The sequence below is a fragment of the Ruegeria sp. I1 genome (assembly GCF_056532675.1).
Map to the genome: position 1 here is coordinate 522,241 of NZ_JBQFNM010000002.1, position 19,937 is coordinate 542,177.

The 19,937-nt window shown below is 58.2% G+C and carries 15 protein-coding genes and 1 riboswitch; of the genes, 9 read left to right on the top strand and 6 right to left on the bottom strand.

Going from position 1 to position 19,937, the window contains the following annotated elements:
• Positions 1-102 precede the first annotated feature (102 nt).
• The 3 genes from ACR0DH_RS06460 to ACR0DH_RS06470 all read right to left on the bottom strand — a co-directional run bounded on the left by ACR0DH_RS06460 (position 103) and on the right by ACR0DH_RS06470 (position 2,697).
• Entirely contained in the window at positions 103-933 is an 831-nt protein-coding gene (locus ACR0DH_RS06460) for a TPM domain-containing protein (protein ID WP_480547874.1), read from the bottom strand.
• 115 nt (positions 934-1,048) lie between these two features.
• On the bottom strand, positions 1,049-1,738 hold the full coding sequence (locus ACR0DH_RS06465) for a glutathione S-transferase N-terminal domain-containing protein (protein WP_480547875.1): 690 nt from the start codon (positions 1,736-1,738) through the stop codon (positions 1,049-1,051).
• A 23-nt stretch (positions 1,739-1,761) separates the two neighbouring features.
• Positions 1,762-2,697 (bottom strand): alpha/beta hydrolase, encoded by a 936-nt coding sequence (locus ACR0DH_RS06470; RefSeq protein WP_480547876.1) that lies wholly within the window; start codon positions 2,695-2,697, stop codon positions 1,762-1,764.
• 133 nt (positions 2,698-2,830) lie between these two features.
• A riboswitch (SAM riboswitch) is annotated at positions 2,831-2,908 on the top strand.
• Positions 2,909-2,972: 64 nt separating this feature from the next.
• On the opposite strand from ACR0DH_RS06470, the gene metZ reads away from it, so the two are divergent.
• The gene (metZ, locus tag ACR0DH_RS06475) at positions 2,973-4,163 is read left to right on the top strand and encodes an O-succinylhomoserine sulfhydrylase (protein ID WP_480547920.1); all 1,191 of its coding nucleotides are present in this window, start codon (positions 2,973-2,975) and stop codon (positions 4,161-4,163) included.
• A gap of 199 nt (positions 4,164-4,362) precedes the next feature.
• A complete protein-coding gene (gene folE2, locus ACR0DH_RS06480) occupies positions 4,363-5,463 on the top strand; it encodes a GTP cyclohydrolase FolE2 (RefSeq protein ID WP_480547877.1) in 1,101 nt (366 codons plus the stop codon).
• 415 nt (positions 5,464-5,878) lie between these two features.
• On the opposite strand, the gene ACR0DH_RS06485 is transcribed toward folE2, so the two are convergent.
• Positions 5,879-6,304 carry a hypothetical protein gene (locus ACR0DH_RS06485; protein WP_480547878.1) on the bottom strand — a complete coding sequence of 142 codons (426 nt, stop codon included), beginning with the start codon at positions 6,302-6,304 and terminating at the stop codon, positions 5,879-5,881.
• Between the two features lie 224 nt (positions 6,305-6,528).
• Between ACR0DH_RS06485 and ACR0DH_RS06490 the strand changes: the two genes are divergently transcribed.
• Both ACR0DH_RS06490 and ACR0DH_RS06495 read left to right on the top strand, forming a co-directional pair.
• Positions 6,529-7,977 carry a TrkH family potassium uptake protein gene (locus tag ACR0DH_RS06490; RefSeq protein ID WP_480547879.1) on the top strand — a complete coding sequence of 483 codons (1,449 nt, stop codon included), beginning with the start codon at positions 6,529-6,531 and terminating at the stop codon, positions 7,975-7,977.
• Entirely contained in the window at positions 7,977-9,551 is a 1,575-nt protein-coding gene (locus tag ACR0DH_RS06495) for a 5-guanidino-2-oxopentanoate decarboxylase (RefSeq protein WP_480547880.1), read from the top strand. The genes ACR0DH_RS06490 and ACR0DH_RS06495 overlap by 1 nt, the downstream gene beginning before the upstream one ends.
• Before the next feature lie 55 nt (positions 9,552-9,606).
• Here the strand turns inward: ACR0DH_RS06495 and ACR0DH_RS06500 are convergent, their stop codons facing one another.
• Positions 9,607-11,346 (bottom strand): serine protease, encoded by a 1,740-nt coding sequence (locus tag ACR0DH_RS06500; RefSeq protein ID WP_480547881.1) that lies wholly within the window; start codon positions 11,344-11,346, stop codon positions 9,607-9,609.
• A gap of 207 nt (positions 11,347-11,553) precedes the next feature.
• Here ACR0DH_RS06500 and ACR0DH_RS06505 point away from each other — a divergent pair, with 207 nt between their 5' ends.
• Entirely contained in the window at positions 11,554-12,483 is a 930-nt protein-coding gene (locus ACR0DH_RS06505) for a glycine--tRNA ligase subunit alpha (protein ID WP_480547882.1), read from the top strand.
• An 8-nt stretch (positions 12,484-12,491) separates the two neighbouring features.
• On the opposite strand, the gene ACR0DH_RS06510 is transcribed toward ACR0DH_RS06505, so the two are convergent.
• Positions 12,492-13,124 carry a MarC family protein gene (locus tag ACR0DH_RS06510; RefSeq protein WP_480547883.1) on the bottom strand — a complete coding sequence of 211 codons (633 nt, stop codon included), beginning with the start codon at positions 13,122-13,124 and terminating at the stop codon, positions 12,492-12,494.
• A gap of 75 nt (positions 13,125-13,199) precedes the next feature.
• On the opposite strand from ACR0DH_RS06510, the gene ACR0DH_RS06515 reads away from it, so the two are divergent.
• From ACR0DH_RS06515 to ACR0DH_RS06530, 4 genes are all read left to right on the top strand, one after another.
• Positions 13,200-13,721 carry a DUF6446 family protein gene (locus tag ACR0DH_RS06515; RefSeq protein WP_480547884.1) on the top strand — a complete coding sequence of 174 codons (522 nt, stop codon included), beginning with the start codon at positions 13,200-13,202 and terminating at the stop codon, positions 13,719-13,721.
• A gap of 9 nt (positions 13,722-13,730) precedes the next feature.
• Positions 13,731-14,942, top strand: coding sequence for a sodium/glutamate symporter (gene gltS / locus ACR0DH_RS06520; protein WP_480547885.1), 1,212 nt, complete (start codon positions 13,731-13,733; stop codon positions 14,940-14,942).
• Between the two features lie 9 nt (positions 14,943-14,951).
• Positions 14,952-17,171 carry a glycine--tRNA ligase subunit beta gene (glyS, locus tag ACR0DH_RS06525; RefSeq protein ID WP_480547886.1) on the top strand — a complete coding sequence of 740 codons (2,220 nt, stop codon included), beginning with the start codon at positions 14,952-14,954 and terminating at the stop codon, positions 17,169-17,171.
• Between the two features lie 64 nt (positions 17,172-17,235).
• The gene (locus ACR0DH_RS06530; RefSeq protein WP_480547887.1) at positions 17,236-19,776 is read left to right on the top strand and encodes a putative PEP-binding protein; all 2,541 of its coding nucleotides are present in this window, start codon (positions 17,236-17,238) and stop codon (positions 19,774-19,776) included.
• The last annotated feature ends 161 nt before the right edge of the window (positions 19,777-19,937 follow it).

Genomic DNA, 19,937 nt, shown 5'->3' on the forward strand with positions numbered 1-19,937 from the left:
CGGCACTAGATACCAAAGTTCAACTCGGATTTGAGGACGCCAACACGTGGGCGACCCAATTCAGATGAGTCAAAGAGCAAGCAAGGGCTTGCGCATCTGATGCTACCAGCGTCCGGATGCTCCGCCACCCCCGGATCGGCCCCCTCCGAAACTGCTGCTGGTGCCGCTGGATACTTTTGGAATAGTGTACGAAGTTTCTTCGGAATAGTCGCAATTAAGGCACTCAATCCGGCGAATTCCCGAACCGGGCATTGTTTTGTTTGCCGCGATTCTGACCCGACGGCTCTGCCTTAGGCTGCGTTTCCCACATTTTGGGCAGGTTTGAAATCGAGCCAAACCATCGCTTATTGTGCTGCGGAGATTGAACAAAAGCATCGCCAGCGCAAACGCTGCAAAAATCCAAAGACCGGGATCATCACTTGTTTTCTTGGCGGGCGCATCTTCTCCGGCGCGGAACGGGTATACCAGCTTTTCTATGATGGCTGTGGTTCCGAGTTTGATCCCGTTTGAATAGCTGCCTGCTTTGAATGCCGGAATGAACTTGCTGTCGACAATTTGTTTCGCCCGGTCATCCCAAGCGCGCCCATATGCAGCCCCAAGCTCTATTCGCATTGCCCTATCGTCACGCAGGACCATTACAAGGACACCATCATTTCGCGATGAGGCGCCAATCCCCCAATGATTAAAAAGTCCTGTGGCAAATTGCTCGAGCGTCCGGTTTGGCGCATAGTTGTTTTGAGTGTGCAGAGTGAGAATAGTCATCTCAACCCCGGTCTCCCTTTTGAGTTTCTGCAGTTGTTGTGAAACAGCCTGCTCATCCAGCGGGCTAAGCAAATCAGCGAAGTCGTTGACGGTCGTGTTTTTGTATTCTGGATAGGTCTGTCCCAGTGCGGCACTGGCCCAAGCCATCAATAGGATAAAGGCAATTCTCATGGTTGCTCACAGGTTTTTGTGAATCCTACAGCAGGATAATGGAACAGCAATTGCTAAATACTTAGTCCCCAATTTGGTGGGTTTATTATTGACTGATGTGGGTCTCTTGTCATGTTTAACGTTTGAACAAAACGCTTTGCGCTGTTTTGTCCTGATGGTCGCCTCGTAGCTCTGCATATAGGGCGCGACCTGCCTGTACCGCCGGGCGGGCACCGACTGCGTTGAGCCAGCGTGAGAAATGCGGTTTGTTTTCAAGCTGCTGCTGCTGGCCTTCCCATAGGCTGGCCCAACCCCAGATCGCCATATCGGCGATCGAGTAGAAGTCGCCTGCGACGTATTCATTTTCGGCCAGTCGTCGATCGAGCACGCTGTAAAGGCGCCCAACCTCGGCGCGATAGCGATCCTTGGCATAGGGCAGGTCTTGGGGTGGGTTCATCTGAGGGGCATATTTCAGGAAGTGATGCGCTTGCCCGGCCATTGGGCCAACTCCGCCCATCTGCCACATCAGCCACTCTTCGACGGTGATCCGGTCCCGTTCGGATTCGCCATAGAAACGCCCGGTCTTGCGCGCCAGATACATCAATATCGCGCCGCTTTCGAAGACCGAGACCGGCGCGCCATTCGGGCCGTCAGGGTCAACGATGGCAGGCATCCGATTGTTGGGCGAAATCTTCAGAAAGCCAGGATCGAACTGGTCGCCCTTGCCAATATTGATCAGATGGGTGGTGTAAGGCAGTTCCATCTCTTCCAAGGCGATGGATACTTTCCAGCCATTTGGCGTGGGCCAGAAATACAGATCGATCATGCTATCTCCTCAAGCTGAGGGGATCATGATGCTTTCTGAGCAAACGGCAAGAGGGCCTGCGGACGGGGGAGTGCAAAAAGCCGTGACCAACGCTTGTGCGGTGTTTGGGGGATACCGCGCTTAAGCGTATGTAGGCACAAGCGCTCGGTGTCGCGCAGCAAGGCATTATAGACCCGCAGCACCCCGGGGCGTGTATAACTGGACCAATGGCAGATGCGCCGCTCGGGCGATGCGACTGGGAATATCAGAGCCGACAGGTGGTCTACCGTTGCCGGGCAATCGATCTGCAATGTAACAGCGTTTGGCGCCGTCAGGCCCGCGCCAATGCTGAGATCCCCGCGACAGGGCGGCTGAATGAAGGTTTCGAACAGAAAGTCGAACAGGTCGTTCTCGCGGCTGATGATATTGATGAACTCGGCCTCGCGCCCGGCGGGCGTTGTCAGGGCTGCGGCTGTGCGGGATTGATAGGCGGCCCCGGTGAGGGAAACGATCCGGCTGAGCGCGCCCGATGGAATGTGATGAAGCGCCTCAAGCGCCAGTTCGGTACCCATCGAGTGGCCGATGAAATGGATCGGACGCCGAGGGTTCAAGTGATGGACGTGACGAATCACCTCTGCCAGGACCTTGCCTGCTTCAACAGCGCGACGTTGCGCCGACCAGAGCGGGCCGCGCGCATCCCAGCCAAAAGCGATGGCCAGACCTTCGTCTTCGAACCCGCTGCCAAAGCCCAGATGTTGCGGCCAGCTGGGGCTGTACCAGGGCATCGTCTTGGGATGCAGCGACAAGATATGACGGTGAGGGCAGGCATCGGCATCATCCGGCCGGTACTTGTACCCGTGGGTCATGATAATGACAGGTCCGTCTGACTGCTGGCTCTGCTGCAAAGCCCCGATCAGGGGGCGGGAACTTCCGTGCAACTCAGCACGTCCATTGACAGCATTGATCCTGACTATTGGCATATGCTCTGACTCACACAAGATGTTGTGGTGCCGCTTTGTCATAACGCTATGACGCTTCCGTGAATGAACGATTACAGAACCGTGACGTTGCAGGTGTCGGGCTTGACGAATTCGCAACTGCGGCGTATGGGCAACAACACCACGTGGCGATTTGTTACCGGATTGCGGGCCACGCTAAACAACACCGCTAAAAGGTCAGGATGAAAGGCCCCTTTCGCTTGACCGCGTCTGGGGGTTTTTTATTCGCCTCGGGGGTCGAGGCCGAAAGGAATGACATGAACGAGAGCTGGAACAAACGCACTCAGGCCGTCCATGGCGGCATTCGTCGCAGTCAGTATAATGAGGTGAGTGAGGCGATCTTCCTGACCCAGGGATTTGTCTACGACAGTGCCGAGCAGGCCGAGGCCCGGTTTCTGGAATGCGGCCCCGATGAGTTTATCTATGCCCGTTACGGCAATCCGACCGTGTCCATGTTCGAACAGCGCATCGCCGCGTTGGAAGGGGCTGAGGATGCCTTTGCCACCGCGTCTGGTATGGCTGCTGTCAATGGTGCACTGACCTCGATGCTGAAGGCTGGGGACCATATCGTTTCGGCCAAGGCGCTGTTTGGGTCCTGTCTGTATATTGTTGAAAACATCCTGACCCGGTTCGGGGTTGAGGTGACTTTTGTGGATGGCACAGATCTTGAGCAGTGGGATGCTGCAATTCGGCCAGACACCAAGGCGGTGTTCTTCGAATCCATGTCGAACCCGACACTTGAGGTGATCGATATCGAGGCGGTCGCCAAGCTGGCACATGCGGCAGGTGCTTTGGTCGTGGTGGACAATGTGTTCTCGACCCCCGTATTTTCGCGTGCGATCGAGCAAGGCGCGGATGTAGTTGTGTATTCGGCCACCAAACATATTGACGGACAGGGACGCGCCTTGGGCGGTGTCATCATCGGCACACGAGACTTTATTCGAGGCACGGTCGAACCCTATCTGAAACACACCGGTGGTGCGTTGAGCCCATTCAATGCTTGGGTCATGCTGAAAGGTCTGGAAACCATGGCGTTGCGCGTGAACGCGCAGGCGGCCACAGCCCAACACATCGCCGAAGCGTTGGAAGGACATCCTGCTTTGAAGCGGACGCTTTATCCAGGGCTGAAAACCCACGCGCAGAACGCACTGGTGCGGTCGCAATTGGGCGGAAAAGGTGGCACAGTTCTGTCGCTTGACATCAAAGGCGGCAAAGAGGCTGCGTTCAAGTTTCTTAATGCTATGACGATCCCCGTGATCTCGAACAATCTTGGCGATGCGAAATCCATTGCCACCCATCCGGCGACCACCACACATCAGCGCTTGAGTGACGAGCAGAAGGATGAGTTGGGCATCACCCCCGGTTTGATCCGGTTTTCGGTGGGGCTTGAGGACGCAAATGATCTGCTGACGGACATCCGCAACGCTTTGAAGGCGTCACAAACCTGAGGAGATTGGGGGCGAAAATACCTCCAACTTTTGGATAAGACGCGGCGTATCCCCGTGCTCGCCGTCGGTATCGGCCTAAAAACGCCGGTATTTTTCATTTCATTTCAATCCGGAATGGTATCGCGTCCGTAAAACGCTACACTGGCAAATGAACTGCAGTCATCTATATCAAGGATGACCAATTGAGGACCCTCAGCCAATGAACGTTCATCCGCGCGATATTGATACTCCGGACCGTGACGAGGCCGCCGCCGCCCTGAAGCTGCTGCGCAAATGGGCCGAAACTGCATCGTCTCTTGAGATTTCGCAGCTTGATCCGGCTGTGGCGCGGCTGATCCCGGGGTTCAATGCACAGAATTATCCGGCGCTCGCGCGGGAGTATCCCGAAGAATTTGCGGTGGATGCCGCCTATCGCGCCTCGCTACCCGATCTGCAAAACGGTCCCTCTAGTTTGATCCGTGGTGCAAAGCAGCAGATCCAGCACGTCGGAATTTCCAACTTCCGCCTGCCAATCCGCTTTCATCGCAAGGGCGGCGATTACCTGACGCTTGAGACCTCGATCACAGGCACCGTAAGCCTTGAGGCCGAGAAGAAGGGCATTAACATGTCCCGCATCATGCGCTCGTTCTACAAACATGCGGAAAGGACGTTCAGCTTCGAGGTGATTGAGGCCGCGCTGAGCGATTATCTGACCGATCTCGACAGTTTCGATGCCCGCATCCAGATGCGGTTTTCCTATCCGGCGAAGGTCGAAAGCCTGCGTTCGGGGCTGGAAGGCTATCAGTATTATGACATCGCGCTGGAATTGGTCGAACAGAACGGTGTGCGCCAAAAGATCATGCATCTGGACTATGTTTATTCCTCGACATGCCCCTGTTCGCTGGAGCTGAGCGAGCATGCGCGGTCGCAGCGGGGGCAACTTGCAACGCCGCACTCTCAGCGTTCGGTCGCGCGGATTTCCGTCGTGGTGGATTGCGATGCAGATTGCCTGTGGTTCGAAGACCTGATCGAGCTGTGCCGCCGCGCCGTGCCGACAGAAACGCAGGTCATGGTGAAACGTGAAGATGAACAGGCCTTTGCCGAATTGAACGCGGCCAATCCAATCTTCGTCGAAGACGCCGCGCGTCTGTTCTGTGCTGAACTGTTGGCCGACCATCACGTCGGTGACTTCCGTGTGATCGCAAGCCATCAGGAAAGCCTGCACAGCCACGACGCGGTTTCGGTTTTGACCGAGGGGCCCACCTTCGAGTCGGTCAGTCTGGACCCAAGACTGTTCACAACCCTGTTCCACGTCGGGTAACGACAGCGCCTAAGCGCCTGGATTTTCATCACAAAGAACGCGTATCAGCGCCCTATCGCCGCATTGCAGCAAAAATGCTGCACTTGCGTGATGTTGTAGTGTAAAAATGTTCGGGAATGCAGCTGCCGCATGATGGGCTTTGACCTGCGTGCTGCCCCGGAAGGACACCGAGACGTGCCACGCCTTGGACTGCAATACCCAAAGCTCTGCCCAGATGATCTGGGCGGACAGGGACACTCACCCTCAGATTTCAGGCTGCTTCGCTGTTACAGGAGAGACATGTAATGAATCCAATTACCCAACCGCTGGAGTTTCAGGCAGCGGCATTTCGCGTGGCTGGTTACGCCATGGTGAGCCAAATCAAGATCATGCAAATCGTTGCCCGCTCGGCAATGGAATTTCCATTGGCTCAGGTTCAGGCAGTGCAGACGACGGCACTGGGTTCGACCCCGGTAACCAAAACGCCTGCACCCAAGAAACCTGTCGCAAAACGCGCCAAAGCCACCCCGGCAAAAAAACCCGCTGCATCAAAGCCTAAGGCGGCAGCAACAGCGACGCCCAAAGCAGCAGCAGCGAAGTTCAAGGCCAAACCGCGCACAGCAGCTAAACCTGCACCTGCAGCAAAGCCCACAATAGTGGCCAAATCCGAGCCGGTGGCGAAGCCTACAGCTGCAGCCAAAGCGCCTGTCAAAGCGGAAGCTGCAATCCCCAAACCTGCAGCGCCCGTAACAAAGACTGCAACGCCAAAGCCCGCCGCTGCCAAACCCGTCGCGGCGAAACCAGCGCCGAAAGCGCGAGCTTCAAAACCGGTTACTCCTAAGCCCGCGCTCGCAAATGCCACTGCTACAGCAGCAAAAACGGCGACTGTCCCTAAAACTGCGTCCAAACCGCGGAAGGCGACTGCGGTGAAAACAGCGCAGGCGGCCGAAACACCGATACCTCAAGCCCGCCGTACACGCGCGCCGTCAAAACCGCCTGCAATGCCCAAGGCGACCCAGAGTTCCGACGAATAATCGCGGATCATCTGCTTGACACGGTCGGGTCGGCGCGCCAACGCTGCGCCTCATGATGGATCTTCGCCCGGTCGGATATGTGATTGGCTTGCTGGTCGCCATTCTTGGGGCGACCATGCTGCCGCCTATGGTTGCCGACCTGATCGAAGGACGCGGCGAATGGCATGTCTTTCTGGAAAGCGCCATTATTACCATGCTGGCAGGTTCGGTTCTGGCCATCAGTTGCTCGAACGGGGTGGGCGAAGGTCTGACTATTCGTCAGACCTTTTTGTTAACCACGGGCGTCTGGGTTGCCTTGCCAGTCTTTGGGGCGATCCCGTTTCTGTTTGGTGAAACCGAACTGCGCTTTGTCGATGCGTATTTCGAGGCGATGTCAGGGCTGACCACCACCGGTTCAACGGTTATTTCAGGCCTGGATGATCTGCCCCAAGGTTTGTTGCTTTGGCGTGGCATTTTACAGTGGCTGGGCGGCATCGGTATCATCGTCGTTGCCATGGTGTTCTTGCCCGAGCTACGCGTGGGCGGAATGCAAATCTTCCGTTCGGAAGGGTTTGAAACCATGGGGAAAATCCTGCCGCGCGCGCAGGAGATTGCGGGCCAGATATCCCTGATCTACGTGTTCCTGACGGTTGCCTGCATGTTGGTTTATGCTGCACTGGGCATGGGTTTTTTCGATGCGCTGGTGCACGCCTTCACGACAATCTCGACGGGCGGGTTTTCGAACTATGATGCTTCATTTGGGACGTTTACAGGGCCGTCGGAATATGCCGCATCGGTTTTCATGATTTTGGCGGCTCTGCCTTTTGTGCGCTACGTGCAACTTGCCAACGGGCATACGCTTTCACTGTGGCGTGACAGTCAGATCAGAGCATTTATAGCCACGATATTGGTTCTGGTCGTCGTCATGTCAGTGTTCCTGACATCTGTGTTTCCACACCATTGGGAACAGGCCTTCCGGGAATCCCTGTTTAACATCACGTCGATCATTTCAGGGACAGGCTATGCCAGCGTTGACTATATGAACTGGGGCAGCTTTGCTATCATGTTGTTTTTCTTGATCGGCCTGATCGGCGGTTGCGCGGGCTCGACCGCCTGTTCGATCAAAGTGTTCCGATATCAACTTCTTTTTGCGTCGATCAAAACGCAAATCCGGCGCATTCGATCACCACATGGCGTGTTTGTACCCTTATATGACGGCCGCCCTGTCAGCCGGGATGTTCTGACCTCGGTCATGAGCTTTTTCATGTTCTTTGTGCTGTCTATGGGCGTACTGTCTTGGGCGCTGGCTTTGACAGGGTTGGATTTTATTACCTCGGTTTCTGGCGCGGCCACCGCACTGGCCAATGTTGGCCCGGGCCTGGGTGATCAGATCGGGCCGGCAGGCAACTTTTCCGGGCTGAACGATACGGCGAAATGGTTGTTGATCATCGGCATGCTCGTGGGACGGCTTGAGCTGTTGGCCGTTTATGCAATCTTTACCGTTCAATTCTGGAGAAGCTGATGAAAAGACCCCTTGGCGCGCAACTCTCGCACATGCTCAGGGATCGAGGCGTTGATGTGATCTTTGGCATTCCCGGTGTGCACAATCAGGAACTGTACCGGGGTATCGAAGAGGCGGGGATCACCCATGTTCTGGCGCGGCACGAACAAGGGGCGGGGTTTATGGCCGATGGCTATGCCCGTGCGACCGGTAGACCGGGTGTGGCCTATGTGATCACCGGGCCGGGGCTATGCAACATCATGACGCCCATGGGGCAGGCCTACAGCGACTCGGTGCCGATGCTGGTTCTTTCATCCTGTCTGGATGAGGCGCAGGAGTATCGCGGCCAGTTGCATCAGATGAAGGATCAGCAAGCGGCGGCGGGAACTGTCGCAGACTGGTCCGCACAGGCGAATACGGCACAGGCTGCCTATGGGCTAGTGGAACGCGCGTTTGAGGAATTTGAGCTCAATCGCCCCCGGCCCAAGCATATTCAGGTGCCGATTGCCAAGTTGGAAGCAGATGCCGATCCAGCCCCGTTTCCCAACCAAACAGCGCTGCGCACCAAGGCACAGCCGCCCGATGTCGCGCCAGTTGTTTCGCTGCTGAACCTTGCCAAACGACCGTTGTTCATTCTGGGGGGCGGTTGCCGCTCGAACGAATGGCGGCAAATCCTGACACAGCTGGGCGCGGCCTGTTTCACCACCTATGCCGGGCGTGGGTTGGCGGGGGTGAACTATCCGCTGGATTTCGGGGCGATGCTGCCCCGACCCGGCAGCGCCGATGTCATCGCCTCGGCTGATCTGGTAGTCGCGGTTGGCGCAGAGCTTGGAGAGGTCGATCTTTGGCGGCGCGAGCTTGGGCACAAAGCCATCCTGATCCGCGTTGATCTGGACCCCGAGGTGCTTTCGGATCATCACCGGGCCGCCGTCAAAATTCAGGCGGATAGTGCAAGTTTCGCACGGACGCTATGGGCGGTCACCGAAGATGCCAAACCCGCCACGAGATGGACCGCGGAGGAGGTCGCCGAAACGCGCGCCCGCTGGCGGGCTGAGGTGGATGCCGAACGACCAGGCATTGTGCCGGTCGTCGACGCCCTGCGCGCCGCGATGCCTGCCGATACGATGATCTATTCTGACATGACCCAGTTCGCCTATGTCGCGAAAGAGGTCTGGGATATGGCTTATCCTCACCATTGGCACCACCCCACAGGCTTTGGCACGTTGGGATATGCTTTGCCTGCCGGGATTGGCGGGGCGATTGGGCGCAGGGGCAAACCAACCGCTGTGATCGCCGGAGACTACGGGTTCCACTACACGATGCAGGAACTGGGGGTTGCGGTAGAACTGGGTCTGCCTCTGCCCATCATCCTGTGGGACAATGGAAGGCTGAAAGAGATCGAGGACAGCATGGTCCGCAGCCAGATCGCGCCAAACGCAGTTGAGGCGCGCAATCCCGTTTTTTGCAAACTGGCCGAGGCGTTTGGCGCGCGGTCTGCTGCGCCCGCTACGCTGGATGGGCTGCAGGATGCGGTACGCGCTGCGTTTCAGGCCGAAGGGCCAACGCTGATCCACGTCACGCCCGATATCCTGTGAAACAAAAAGCGCCGCAGGAAACCGCGGCGCTTTCAGATTTACCAATGCGGTAAGCTTAGTCCCAGCAATGGACCAGAACAGTCATGCCAGTCGCCCGGCGGTTCAACTCATTGGGTGAGATTTGTGTGCTTTCCTGACTGGGCTGCCCGGACACACCGGCCTGGGTCAACACATCTGTCAAACGCGCGGCGGTTGCGGCCAGGCTGACCGAGGCGGGCAGGGTGCGCCCCTCGGTCGGGGTTGGCAGCAGCATGCCCACAACATTGCCGCTGTCGTTGAAGACAGGGCCGCCCGCATCACCAGGCTGGGCGTTCAGGGCCAGACGTTTCACACCTTCTTCTCCGTTCAGGCCACGGATATCTGCGATCTGCCCATAAGTCAGGGTCGGGGCGCCAAGTGCACCCTGATAGGAAAAGCCGGATACCGCGACCTCGGATTGAATGCGCGGGGTGTCCGCGCTGAAGGCGGCCACACTTATGGGCGCAAGGTTCTGGTTGGGGCGCAGCACCGAGACGCCCAGATCGGCATCGGTCCAGGCCACCTGAACCTCCTGATCGCCGTCCAGCGTAATCCGGGTGCAGTTATCTGCCGCCTCGGACACGGTCAGAACCGCCCCGCTGGTATCGGCAAAGAAACCCGAACGCGACAGGCGCGGTTTGCGCACTTGCAGGCCCGAAATCAGGTCGATCCGCTGATCCGCGGATGCGCCTGCTGCTGAGTCCAGAACCGCATCGGTGGTCGCAAAGCTCTGCGCCATGGCGGCCAGAACACGCAACCGACGCGCCTCGTCCCCTTCGGGCCAGACCAGAGTGAACCCTTTGATCTGCCCATCTTTCAGTGTCGCCTGTGTGAACGAGACAACGCCGTTGCCGCGCCCTTCCAACGAGAACCGATCACCGCGCAGTTCGCGCGGGCCATCAAGTGGTACGATTTCCAGTGACTGCATCACTTCATACAGCGCGCGCAGGGTGGATTTGTCGCCTTCCTGCGAGATCAACAGCGCCTGAGCCCCGATATCATCGCTTGATTTGAAATGGACAAACGGCGCCTCGTAGCGGTCAAATTCCAGGGCACCCAGCGGCATGTCCAAAGACACGCCCGCCTGATCGTCAGTATACGATCCCATCCCGACACTGATCAGCGGCGCGTTATAGTCATCCATCAGGGCCTTGCGCTGCAATGTTGTCAGAACGCCCGTCGGCTCATAGCCGTTGAAACGCTGCCAATCGCCCATCGAGCGGCGGGTTCCCTGACCAAATGCGCCATCGATGGACGAGTTATAGAACCCAGCGGCCTGCAAGGCGGTTTGCAGGTCTTTGCGTTCCTGTGCAGTTAGCAATCGTTCGGACTGTAGCGCTTCGGCGCGTGTTTCGTCTGCGTCCTGCGGGGTGACCTCTGACAGGTTCTGTTCCGGCTGTGGTTCCGATTCAACCGGGGGCGCAACTACCCCACGATCCAGAAGATTAACGCCTATAGGCCAAAATTGCTGACCCAGATCATTGGAAAACGCAATGAAGCTGTCGCGCGGGATTTGCCCCTCGGCGCGATAGACTCGAAGAACCTGTTCCGCGTCGCTGCGGGCATAGGGGCCGATCACAATGGCGTACCAGCCACTGTTCAGGCGGAACCCGTTCACATCGGGCAGGGCGCTGGCATAGGCCTGCGCACGATCCTGCGCTTCACGCAGCGATGGTTGGGCTTCAACCTGTACCCAGACGCCTTGGTCTTGCTGTGCAGATGCGGTGTGCACTCCCAATATAAAAAACAAAAGAAATGCCGTCAAAACTCGTGTCATATTCTGCCCGTTTTATGCAGTGTTGAACATTTCGCGCAGAATACGCGATTTCGCGGTCTAAATACCATGGCGCGAATACGCAGATTTCACTGTGTGGCTGTGCAGATACAGGATGTGCCGATTGGCCCGTTGACGCCCCTTGGCCCCTTGCATAGGAAGGGCGAAACCGACCGGAACCGGGTGCATGCAGCGCCCAAAGGGAATGTCATGACCGAACCGTTCAGCGCACCGCGTTCTTTTCAGGAAATAATCCTGCGGCTTCAGACCTATTGGGCCTCGAAAGGCTGCGCGATTCTGCAGCCTTATGACATGGAAGTCGGGGCAGGGACGTTCCACCCTGCGACCACATTGCGGGCGCTGGGGTCCAAACCCTGGGCTGCAGCCTATGTTCAGCCGTCGCGCCGTCCAACGGATGGACGTTACGGTGAAAACCCCAACCGGCTGCAGCATTACTATCAGTATCAGGTGCTGATCAAACCCAGCCCGCCGGACTTGCAAGAGCTCTATCTGGGCAGCTTGCAGGCCATCGGCATCGACATGGAGCTGCATGACATCCGTTTTGTCGAGGACGACTGGGAAAGCCCGACCCTTGGAGCATGGGGTCTTGGGTGGGAGGTCTGGTGCGACGGTATGGAAGTCAGCCAGTTCACCTATTTCCAACAGGTGGGTGGCCATGACTGTACGCCGGTCTCGGGCGAGCTGACCTATGGTCTTGAACGACTTGCGATGTATGTGCTGGGCATCGACCACGTGATGGACATGCCGTTCAATGACCCTCAGTCGCCCAGCCCGTTGACCTATGGCGATATCTTCAAGCAAACCGAAGAAGAATACGCCCGTTGGAACTTTGACGTGGCCAATACCGAGGTCTTGCTGCGCCATTTTGAAGAGGCCGAGGCAGAATGCGCCACCATTCTGGCGCAGGAACATGATGATCCCAAGACCGGCAAGCGTATCGTCATGGCACATCCGGCCTATGACCAGTGCATCAAGGCCAGCCACATCTTCAACCTGTTGGACGCACGGGGGGTGATCTCGGTCACGGAACGCCAAGCCTATATCGGCCGGGTTCGTGCGTTGGCAAAGCAATGTGCCGATGCCTTTGTCCAGACCGAGGCCGCCGGGTTCGGGGTCTGATGTGCGGCTCAGGCCAATCCGGGCAGCAACACCTTAAGGCCGTCGGCGATCATACTGATGGCGATGGCCGACAGGATCATGCCCATGAAGCGGCTCATGATCACGCGGGCATTGTCCGACAGCCGTTTGGCCAGCGCCGATGCGTTCCAGAACGTAATGAACAACATCGCAACGACGACCAGAAATACACCAGCATAAGCAATGGCTTCAATGGGTTTCTTTATGTGGCTTGCGTACAGGATCAGCGTGGTGATCGTGCCTGGGCCAACCAAAATTGGAAAGGCCAGCGGATAAAACGCCACAGTCTCGGGCGCCGGGTAAGATTTCTTTTCTCCTTCGGTCCCGTGGTGCGAACTGCTCTCGTTCCCGTTCAGCATGTTCAGCCCGATCATCAGAACCACCAGCCCGCCGGCCACGCGCAGGTCATCAACACTGATGCCAAACAGCCCCAGCGCCTGATTTCCGATCAGCGCAAAGGCCGATCCCAGGATCAGGCAGTAGGTCGCTGTTTTCGCGGCAACTTTGCGCTGGTCCGCAACGGGAAGATCCTGCGTGACACTCAGAAACACGGGCAGGTTTGTGACCGGGTTCATGATCGCAAACAGTGCGCCAAAAAAACCGACGGCAAGGGTGGTATCCATGCGGGTTGCCTCGTTTCGTCCTGTACAGCTGCGGACCCTGTCCTATTTTCTGCCAATATGAAAGAGGCGTCGTAGATGACCGGAAAATTGCTCGCTCTGATCCTATTGTTGTCGGCCGCTTTGGCTGGCGGAGGGATGTATTATCTGCAGGTCTATGGCTTCTATTACGAGGTCGCGCCGCAGCCCGGTCAGGATGTGCTTTTACTGGCGAAGGGGGCGGATCAACCCCAAGCGATTGCCTATAGCGCGTTTCAGGCAATCGATGCCGATAGCTCTCCGATTCGCTACCGGGCGTGTTTCGAGACGAACCTGACGCCAGATCAGATGACCGCTTTCACTCAGGTGGAAGACCCTGAACCACTGACAGCACCGGGTTGGTTCGATTGCTATGACGCGCTGGCCTTGGCGGATGCGCTGAAAGACGGGCGGGCGCAAGCGTTCATGGGCGCCAAGAATATCCACTATGGCGTTGATCGCATCGTCGCCGTGACTCAAGACGGCAAGGGCTATGTCTGGCACGCGCTCAACAATTGCGGCGAAAAGGCCTATGACGGTACGGTAGTGGGCGAAGAATGCCCGCCCAAACCGCAGGAATAGGGGAACGCTGTGAGCCATGTCGTCGAAATCCCCGATTTTCTGACGGCCACGCTGGGCTTTGCCGTCTATCTGATCGGGGCTGAGATCAACGCCCGGGTCGCTGCGTTGCGCAGCTTCAACATACCCGAGCCCGTGACAGGGGGGCTGCTGGCATCAATCGTCGTGCTGCTGCTCTATCTGCTGTTCGGGGTCGAGCTGTCCTTTGGCCTGACAGCCCGTGATTTCCTGCTGGTACTGTTTTTCGCTGGGATCGGTCTAAACGCACGCCTGTCGGATCTGATCGCTGGCGGCAAGCCTTTGCTTTTGTTGTTGATCCTGACATTGGCGACCATCGTGTTCCAGAACGTCATCGGCGCGGCAGGCGCGGTGCTGTTTGGTTATCCTGCACAGGCGGGGGTTCTGTTTGGGTCTGCTGCGCTGATCGGGGGGCACGGAACCGCGATTGCTTGGGCCCCCGAAGTGGCCCAGGCGACAGGGCTGGACGGTGCGACCGAACTGGGCGTTGCCGTTGCGACTTTGGGTCTGGTTCTGGCTGCCCTTGTAGGCGGCCCCATTGCGCGCCTTCTGATCGAAGGGCGAAACCTCAGCCCCAGTAGGCCCGAGGAAGAACACAGCGTCGGCCTGCCCGATGACGCCACTGATGCAAAAACCCAGATCAACCACCTGACGATCATGCGGGTGTTGCTGTATCTGAACCTGGCAATCATCACGGGATATGGGCTGGATCAGGTGATTAGCGCCGCAGGCCTAAAACTGCCCCTTTTTGTGCCTTGCCTTATCATGGGCATTGTCATCGCCAATCTGCGCTCAGCTGTCTTTCCGGGCGCGCCGAAAGTGTCACGGACCCCGTCGCTGGCACTCATCTCGGAATTCGCGCTGGGGGCCTTTCTAGCCATGTCGCTCATGAGCCTGCAACTCTGGACAATCGCCGAGCTGGGGCTTGCCATAGCAGTGATCATGACCGCCCAGACGCTGTTTGCGGTGCTGTTCGTGCTTTGGGTCCTGTTCCCCGTCATGGGCTCGAACTACCGTGCCGCAGTTCTGGCCGCCGGTTTCGGTGGCTTCGCCCTGGGGGCAACCCCCACCGCAATTGCAAATATGACAGCCGTAACCAAGCGATATGGTCCGTCGCCTATTGCCTTTATTGTGCTGCCCCTTGTATCCGCCTTCTTTGTGGATATCGCCAATGCCATCGTCATTCAGACGATTGTGAATTTCTAAGGACCGACTATGCCCGACCTGTTGATCGAACTGTTCTCTGAGGAGATCCCCGCGCGCATGCAAACCCGCGCCGGAGATGAGCTGAAAAAACGGATCACCGATGGTTTGGTCGAGGCCGGTCTGACCTATGCTGGGGCCGCCGCCCTGACCACGCCGCGCCGCCTGACGCTGGCGGTCGAAGGGGTGCTGTCCGAGAGCCCGACGATCCGTGAGGAACGCAAAGGCCCCAAGGTTGGCGCACCCGACAAAGCCATCGAAGGCTTCCTGCGTGGCGCGGGCCTGACGCGGGATCAGTTGGAGGAACGCGACACGCCCAAAGGCGCTGTTTATTTCGCTACCATCGAAAAAGCTGGGCGTCCTGCGGCCGAGATCGTGGCCGAAGTGCTGGACGCAACCATCCGCAACTTCCCATGGCCCAAATCGATGCGCTGGGGCAGTGGCCCGATGCGCTGGGTGCGGCCGTTGCACTCGATCCTTTGCATCCTCAGCGATGAGGCGGGCGCGCAGGTTGTGCATTTGGAGATCGAGGGGATCAAAGCCGGTGACACCACGGCTGGCCACCGTTTCATGGCGCCGAACCGGTTCTCGGTCACATCGTTCGAGGATTACGCAGCCCAGTTGAAACGCGCCTTTGTGGTCTTGTCGCCCGAAGAACGCGCCGAGCATATCTGGAACGACGCCCAGAACATGGGTTTTGCCGCCGGTCTTGAGGTGGTCGAAGACAAGGGCCTGCTGGCCGAGGTCGCCGGTCTGGTCGAATGGCCCGTTGTCCTGATGGGTCAGATCGACGAGGGGTTCCTGGAACTGCCGCCCGAGGTGCTGCAAACCTCGATGAAAGAACATCAGAAGTTCTTTTCGGTAAAGAACCCTAAAACGGGCCGGATCGAACGGTTCATCACCGTCGCCAACCGCGAAACCGCCGACAATGGCGCAACCATTTTGGCGGGGAACCAAAAGGTGCTTTCGGCCCGTCTGGCTGATGCGAAATTCTTCTGGGAGAACGACCTGCGCGTTGCCAAATCGGACATCGCCCAATGGACCCGCGCGCTGGAGAATGTGACCTTCCACAACAAGCTGGGCACGCAGGCCGAGCGGATCGACCGCATCGCCGCACTGGCCCGCGAATTGGCCCTGGTGACCGGCGCGGATGCGGATCAGGCCGAGAAAGCCGCGCGTCTGGCCAAGGCCGATCTGAGTTCCGAGATGGTCTATGAATTCCCCGAACTTCAAGGTCTTATGGGCCGCTACTATATTGAGGCCGCAGGCGAAAATGCCGCCGTGGCCGCCGTGGCGCAGGAACATTACTCGCCACTGGGACCGTCAGATGAGGTGCCGACCGCACCGATTTCGGTGACCGTGGCGCTGGCCGACAAGCTGGATACGCTGACCGGCTTCTGGGCGATTGACGAGAAACCGACCGGATCAAAAGACCCATTTGCGCTACGCCGCGCGGCGTTGGGGGCTATTCGACTGATCTTGGACAACGATTTGCGTATCAATTTGGACCGTTTCTTTGACAGCCAGTTGGTTCGCGCGGAGAGCGCTATTAATGAGGCGCTGCCGGATGCGAGTGTCCGCGACCTTTTGGAGGAGATCGCCGATCATGGCGTCTTTGGTGCTGCATTCCAGACAGTTAAGGACAAGGTCGGAGGATTGCCTGCGGCTGCTTTTCTGGAGCTTGAGAATAAGGTTCCTGACGCATCCGACGATCTCCTCTCCTTCTTCCACGACCGCCTCAAGGTCTTCCTCCGCGTTGAAGGCATCCGCCACGACATTATCGACGCCTGTATCGCGATGGACGGCAATGATGACCTCAACCTACTGGTCAAGCGCGCCCGCGCTCTGAATGCGGTGATCGTGACTGAGGATGGCGAAAACCTCGTGCAGGGCTTCAAGCGCGCCAACAACATCCTGACGCAGGCTGAAGAGAAGGACGGGGTCGAATACTCCTACGGCGCGGATGTGAAATTTGCCGAGACCGACAGCGAAAAGGCGCTGTTTGCGGCCTTGGATCAGGCGCAAAAGCAGATCGATCCGGCGTTGAAGGCTGAGGATTTCCCGACCGCCATGGCCGCCATGGCAAGCTTGCGCGGGCCTGTGGATGCGTTCTTTGAGGATGTGCAGGTCAACACCGACAATGACATCCTACGCCGCAACCGTCTGAACCTGCTAAGCCAAATCCGCACGATCTGTTCCAGCGTTGCCGATCTGACCAAGATCGAAGGATAAGCCAGATCGCCCTTGCGCCATTGGTGCAAGGGCTTATGCTGCGGCGAAGCTAAAAGGTGCCGCAGTGCAGAATAACCCGCATACCACGCTCATCACGTCCCAAGCACCCGTTGCCGCCAGCACCCATGGCGGGCGGGCCAAATGTTTGCAACGTCTGGTCCGGCTGGACCTGCCAGTACCCCGCACCGTGGCACTGTCCTTTGATCTTGTGCAACAGATTGCCGATGGTCAGGTGCCAGACATTACCGCGATTTTGGAACAGTTTGACGACACGGCGTTGCTGTGTGTGCGACCCAGTTCCGAAGACCCCGATTGGGGCGGGCCGGGTGCGGTTCTGAACATCGGGATGAACGATGCGCGCTATGTGGACCTGTCTGATCAGATGGGGGCCGAAGCCGCCGCCGCGCTGTATCTGAGATTTGTTCAAAGCTACGCCATCCATGTCGCGCGGCTGGATGCGGATGTGTTTGATGACATCGAAGCCGATGGCAGCGAAGGGTTAAAACTGTCTCTGCGCGCCTATGAGGAAGAGACCGACGAGGCCTTTCCCCAGGATCGCGGAGAGCAGTTGGTCGGTGTCTTGCGATCTATGGCGCGGGCGTGGGATGGTACGTCGGCTCGATTGCTGCGTCAGGCTAAAGGGGCCCCTGCAGATGCGGGGCTTGGGTTGGTCATTCAGGAAATGATACCCGGTGTCGGGCAGGGCGAATGCGGCTCGGGTGTATTGCAACTGGTTGATATCACAACCGGAATGCCACAGATCACCGGGCGGTATCTGAGCCAGAGCCAGGGGCGCGATGCGTTGGGCGAAGGTGTTGCGGCGCTGTACTTGGAAAAAGATCCGCGCGGGCAGTCGCTGGAAGAACTGGCACCCAAAGCCTTTGCCGATCTCAAAGCGCAGGCCGCGCTGATGCGCGAGAAACTACGCGAGGAAATGCAGGTCGAGTTCGTGATCGAAAACGGCCATGTGCATATTCTGGATGGCGTGCGGGTGCAGCGGTCCGCCCGCGCGGCGATGCGGATTGCGGTGCGGTTGGCCGAAGACGAAATCATCCCGCCGCAAGAGGCGGTGATGCGCGTCGATCCGCACGCGTTGAACGAGCTGTTGCACCGTCAGGTCCACCCAGATGCAAAGCGCGATATCCTGACGACGGGTATCGCGGCCAGCCCCGGAGCGTCAACGGGCAAGATTGTGTTCACCGCGGCTGAGGCACAGGCCAGCGCCGCGCGGGGCGAGGCTTGTATCCTGGTCCGCCGCGAAACCTCGCCTGAGGACGTGCGGGGCATGCATGCGGCAGTCGCGGTTCTGACGGAAAAGGGCGGTATGACGAGCCACGCGGCGGTGATCGGGCGCGGGTTGGGCCTGCCTTGCATCGTCGGGGCGTCGGGGATGCGCTTCCAGACCAAGAAAAAGCTTCTGACTGCGCCGGATGGACGGATGTTCAAAACCGGGGATGTTCTGACCATCGATGGGACGTCAGGACAGGTTCTGGCAGGGCAGCCCGCGATGCTGGAAGCGGCTTTGGACGATTGTTTTCAGACGCTTATGGGCTGGGCAGACGCCGAGCGGGATATAGCGATCCGGGCCAATGCGGATACACCGGCAGACGCCCAGACCGCGCGCAATTTCGAGGCGCAAGGAATCGGACTGTGCCGGACCGAGCATATGTTCTTTGACCCCGGCCGCCTGATCGTCATGCGTGAGATGATCTTTGCGCAGACCCCATCGGGGCGGTCTGCGGTACTAGAACGACTGCTGCCCATGCAGCGCGAGGATTTCATCCAGCTGTTCCGGATCATGGAAGGCCAGCCGGTTTGCATCCGCCTGTTCGACCCTCCGTTGCACGAGTTTCTGCCGACGACCCGCAGCGGCCAACGCGAACTGGCCGAAGCCTTGGACTTACCTGTTTCTGACGTCGAACGCAGAGTCGAGGCGATGTCGGAATACAATCCGATGCTGGGCATGCGCGGCGTGCGGCTTGGGGTGACCGTACCTGAGATATACGACATGCAGGCCCGCGCGATCTTTGAAGCCACGTTGGAGGCCAGCAAAAACGGCGCGCCGGTGGTGCCCGAGGTGATGATCCCGCTGGTCTCGGCCAAGCGCGAGGTTGAGCTGGTCAAATCCCGCATCGACTCGGTGGCTGCGGCAGTCGCGTCCGAAAAAGGCCACGAGTTTGAGTATCGGCTTGGGGTGATGGTTGAAACGCCGCGCGCCTGTTTGCGGGCGGAAGAGATTGCGCCACATACGTCTTTCCTGAGCTTCGGAACCAATGACCTGACCCAGATGACCTATGGCCTATCGCGCGATGATGCGGGCCGGTTTATGTCGGCCTATGTTCGGCAGGGGGTGTTTACCGAAGACCCATTCCATGTTCTTGACCCGGATGGGGTAGGCGAATTGCTGAAACTTGGCGCTGAACGCGGGCGTCTGGCCAAGCCTGATGTCACCCTATCGGTCTGCGGTGAACATGGGGGTAACCCCGAATCAATCGCCATTTGCCGTGATCTTGGGTTTGACTATGTTTCCTGCTCGCCGTTCCGGGTGCCCGTCGCTCGGCTGGCTGCCGCTCAACTGGCGATTTCGTCCAGACTTGGGGGTTGACAGCGGGCTGAAACCCAAGAAATGGTGGGTTACAGGCACTCTTGTGGAGAATTTTTTCTTCTCCACGAGCGATTTTCCACTTGCTTTTTCTTCTGATCTGGACGTTTGCGCCAGACTGCGCTAAATGCCTCGTCGCGCCCGCCGGGGGAGGGTTTGGTGCG

Coding starts and splice junctions, on each gene's coding strand:
- folE2 (WP_480547877.1), top strand. CDS start 4,363: ATGAACGTTCATCCGCGCGATATTGATACTCCGGACCGTGACGAGGCC.
- ACR0DH_RS06505 (WP_480547882.1), top strand. CDS start 11,554: ATGACCGAACCGTTCAGCGCACCGCGTTCTTTTCAGGAAATAATCCTG.
- ACR0DH_RS06510 (WP_480547883.1), bottom strand. CDS start 13,124: ATGGATACCACCCTTGCCGTCGGTTTTTTTGGCGCACTGTTTGCGATC.
- ACR0DH_RS06460 (WP_480547874.1), bottom strand. CDS start 933: ATGAGAATTGCCTTTATCCTATTGATGGCTTGGGCCAGTGCCGCACTG.
- ACR0DH_RS06470 (WP_480547876.1), bottom strand. CDS start 2,697: ATGCCAATAGTCAGGATCAATGCTGTCAATGGACGTGCTGAGTTGCAC.
- ACR0DH_RS06490 (WP_480547879.1), top strand. CDS start 6,529: ATGATGGATCTTCGCCCGGTCGGATATGTGATTGGCTTGCTGGTCGCC.
- glyS (WP_480547886.1), top strand. CDS start 14,952: ATGCCCGACCTGTTGATCGAACTGTTCTCTGAGGAGATCCCCGCGCGC.
- ACR0DH_RS06465 (WP_480547875.1), bottom strand. CDS start 1,738: ATGATCGATCTGTATTTCTGGCCCACGCCAAATGGCTGGAAAGTATCC.
- ACR0DH_RS06495 (WP_480547880.1), top strand. CDS start 7,977: ATGAAAAGACCCCTTGGCGCGCAACTCTCGCACATGCTCAGGGATCGA.
- ACR0DH_RS06515 (WP_480547884.1), top strand. CDS start 13,200: ATGACCGGAAAATTGCTCGCTCTGATCCTATTGTTGTCGGCCGCTTTG.
- ACR0DH_RS06500 (WP_480547881.1), bottom strand. CDS start 11,346: ATGACACGAGTTTTGACGGCATTTCTTTTGTTTTTTATATTGGGAGTG.
- metZ (WP_480547920.1), top strand. CDS start 2,973: ATGAACGAGAGCTGGAACAAACGCACTCAGGCCGTCCATGGCGGCATT.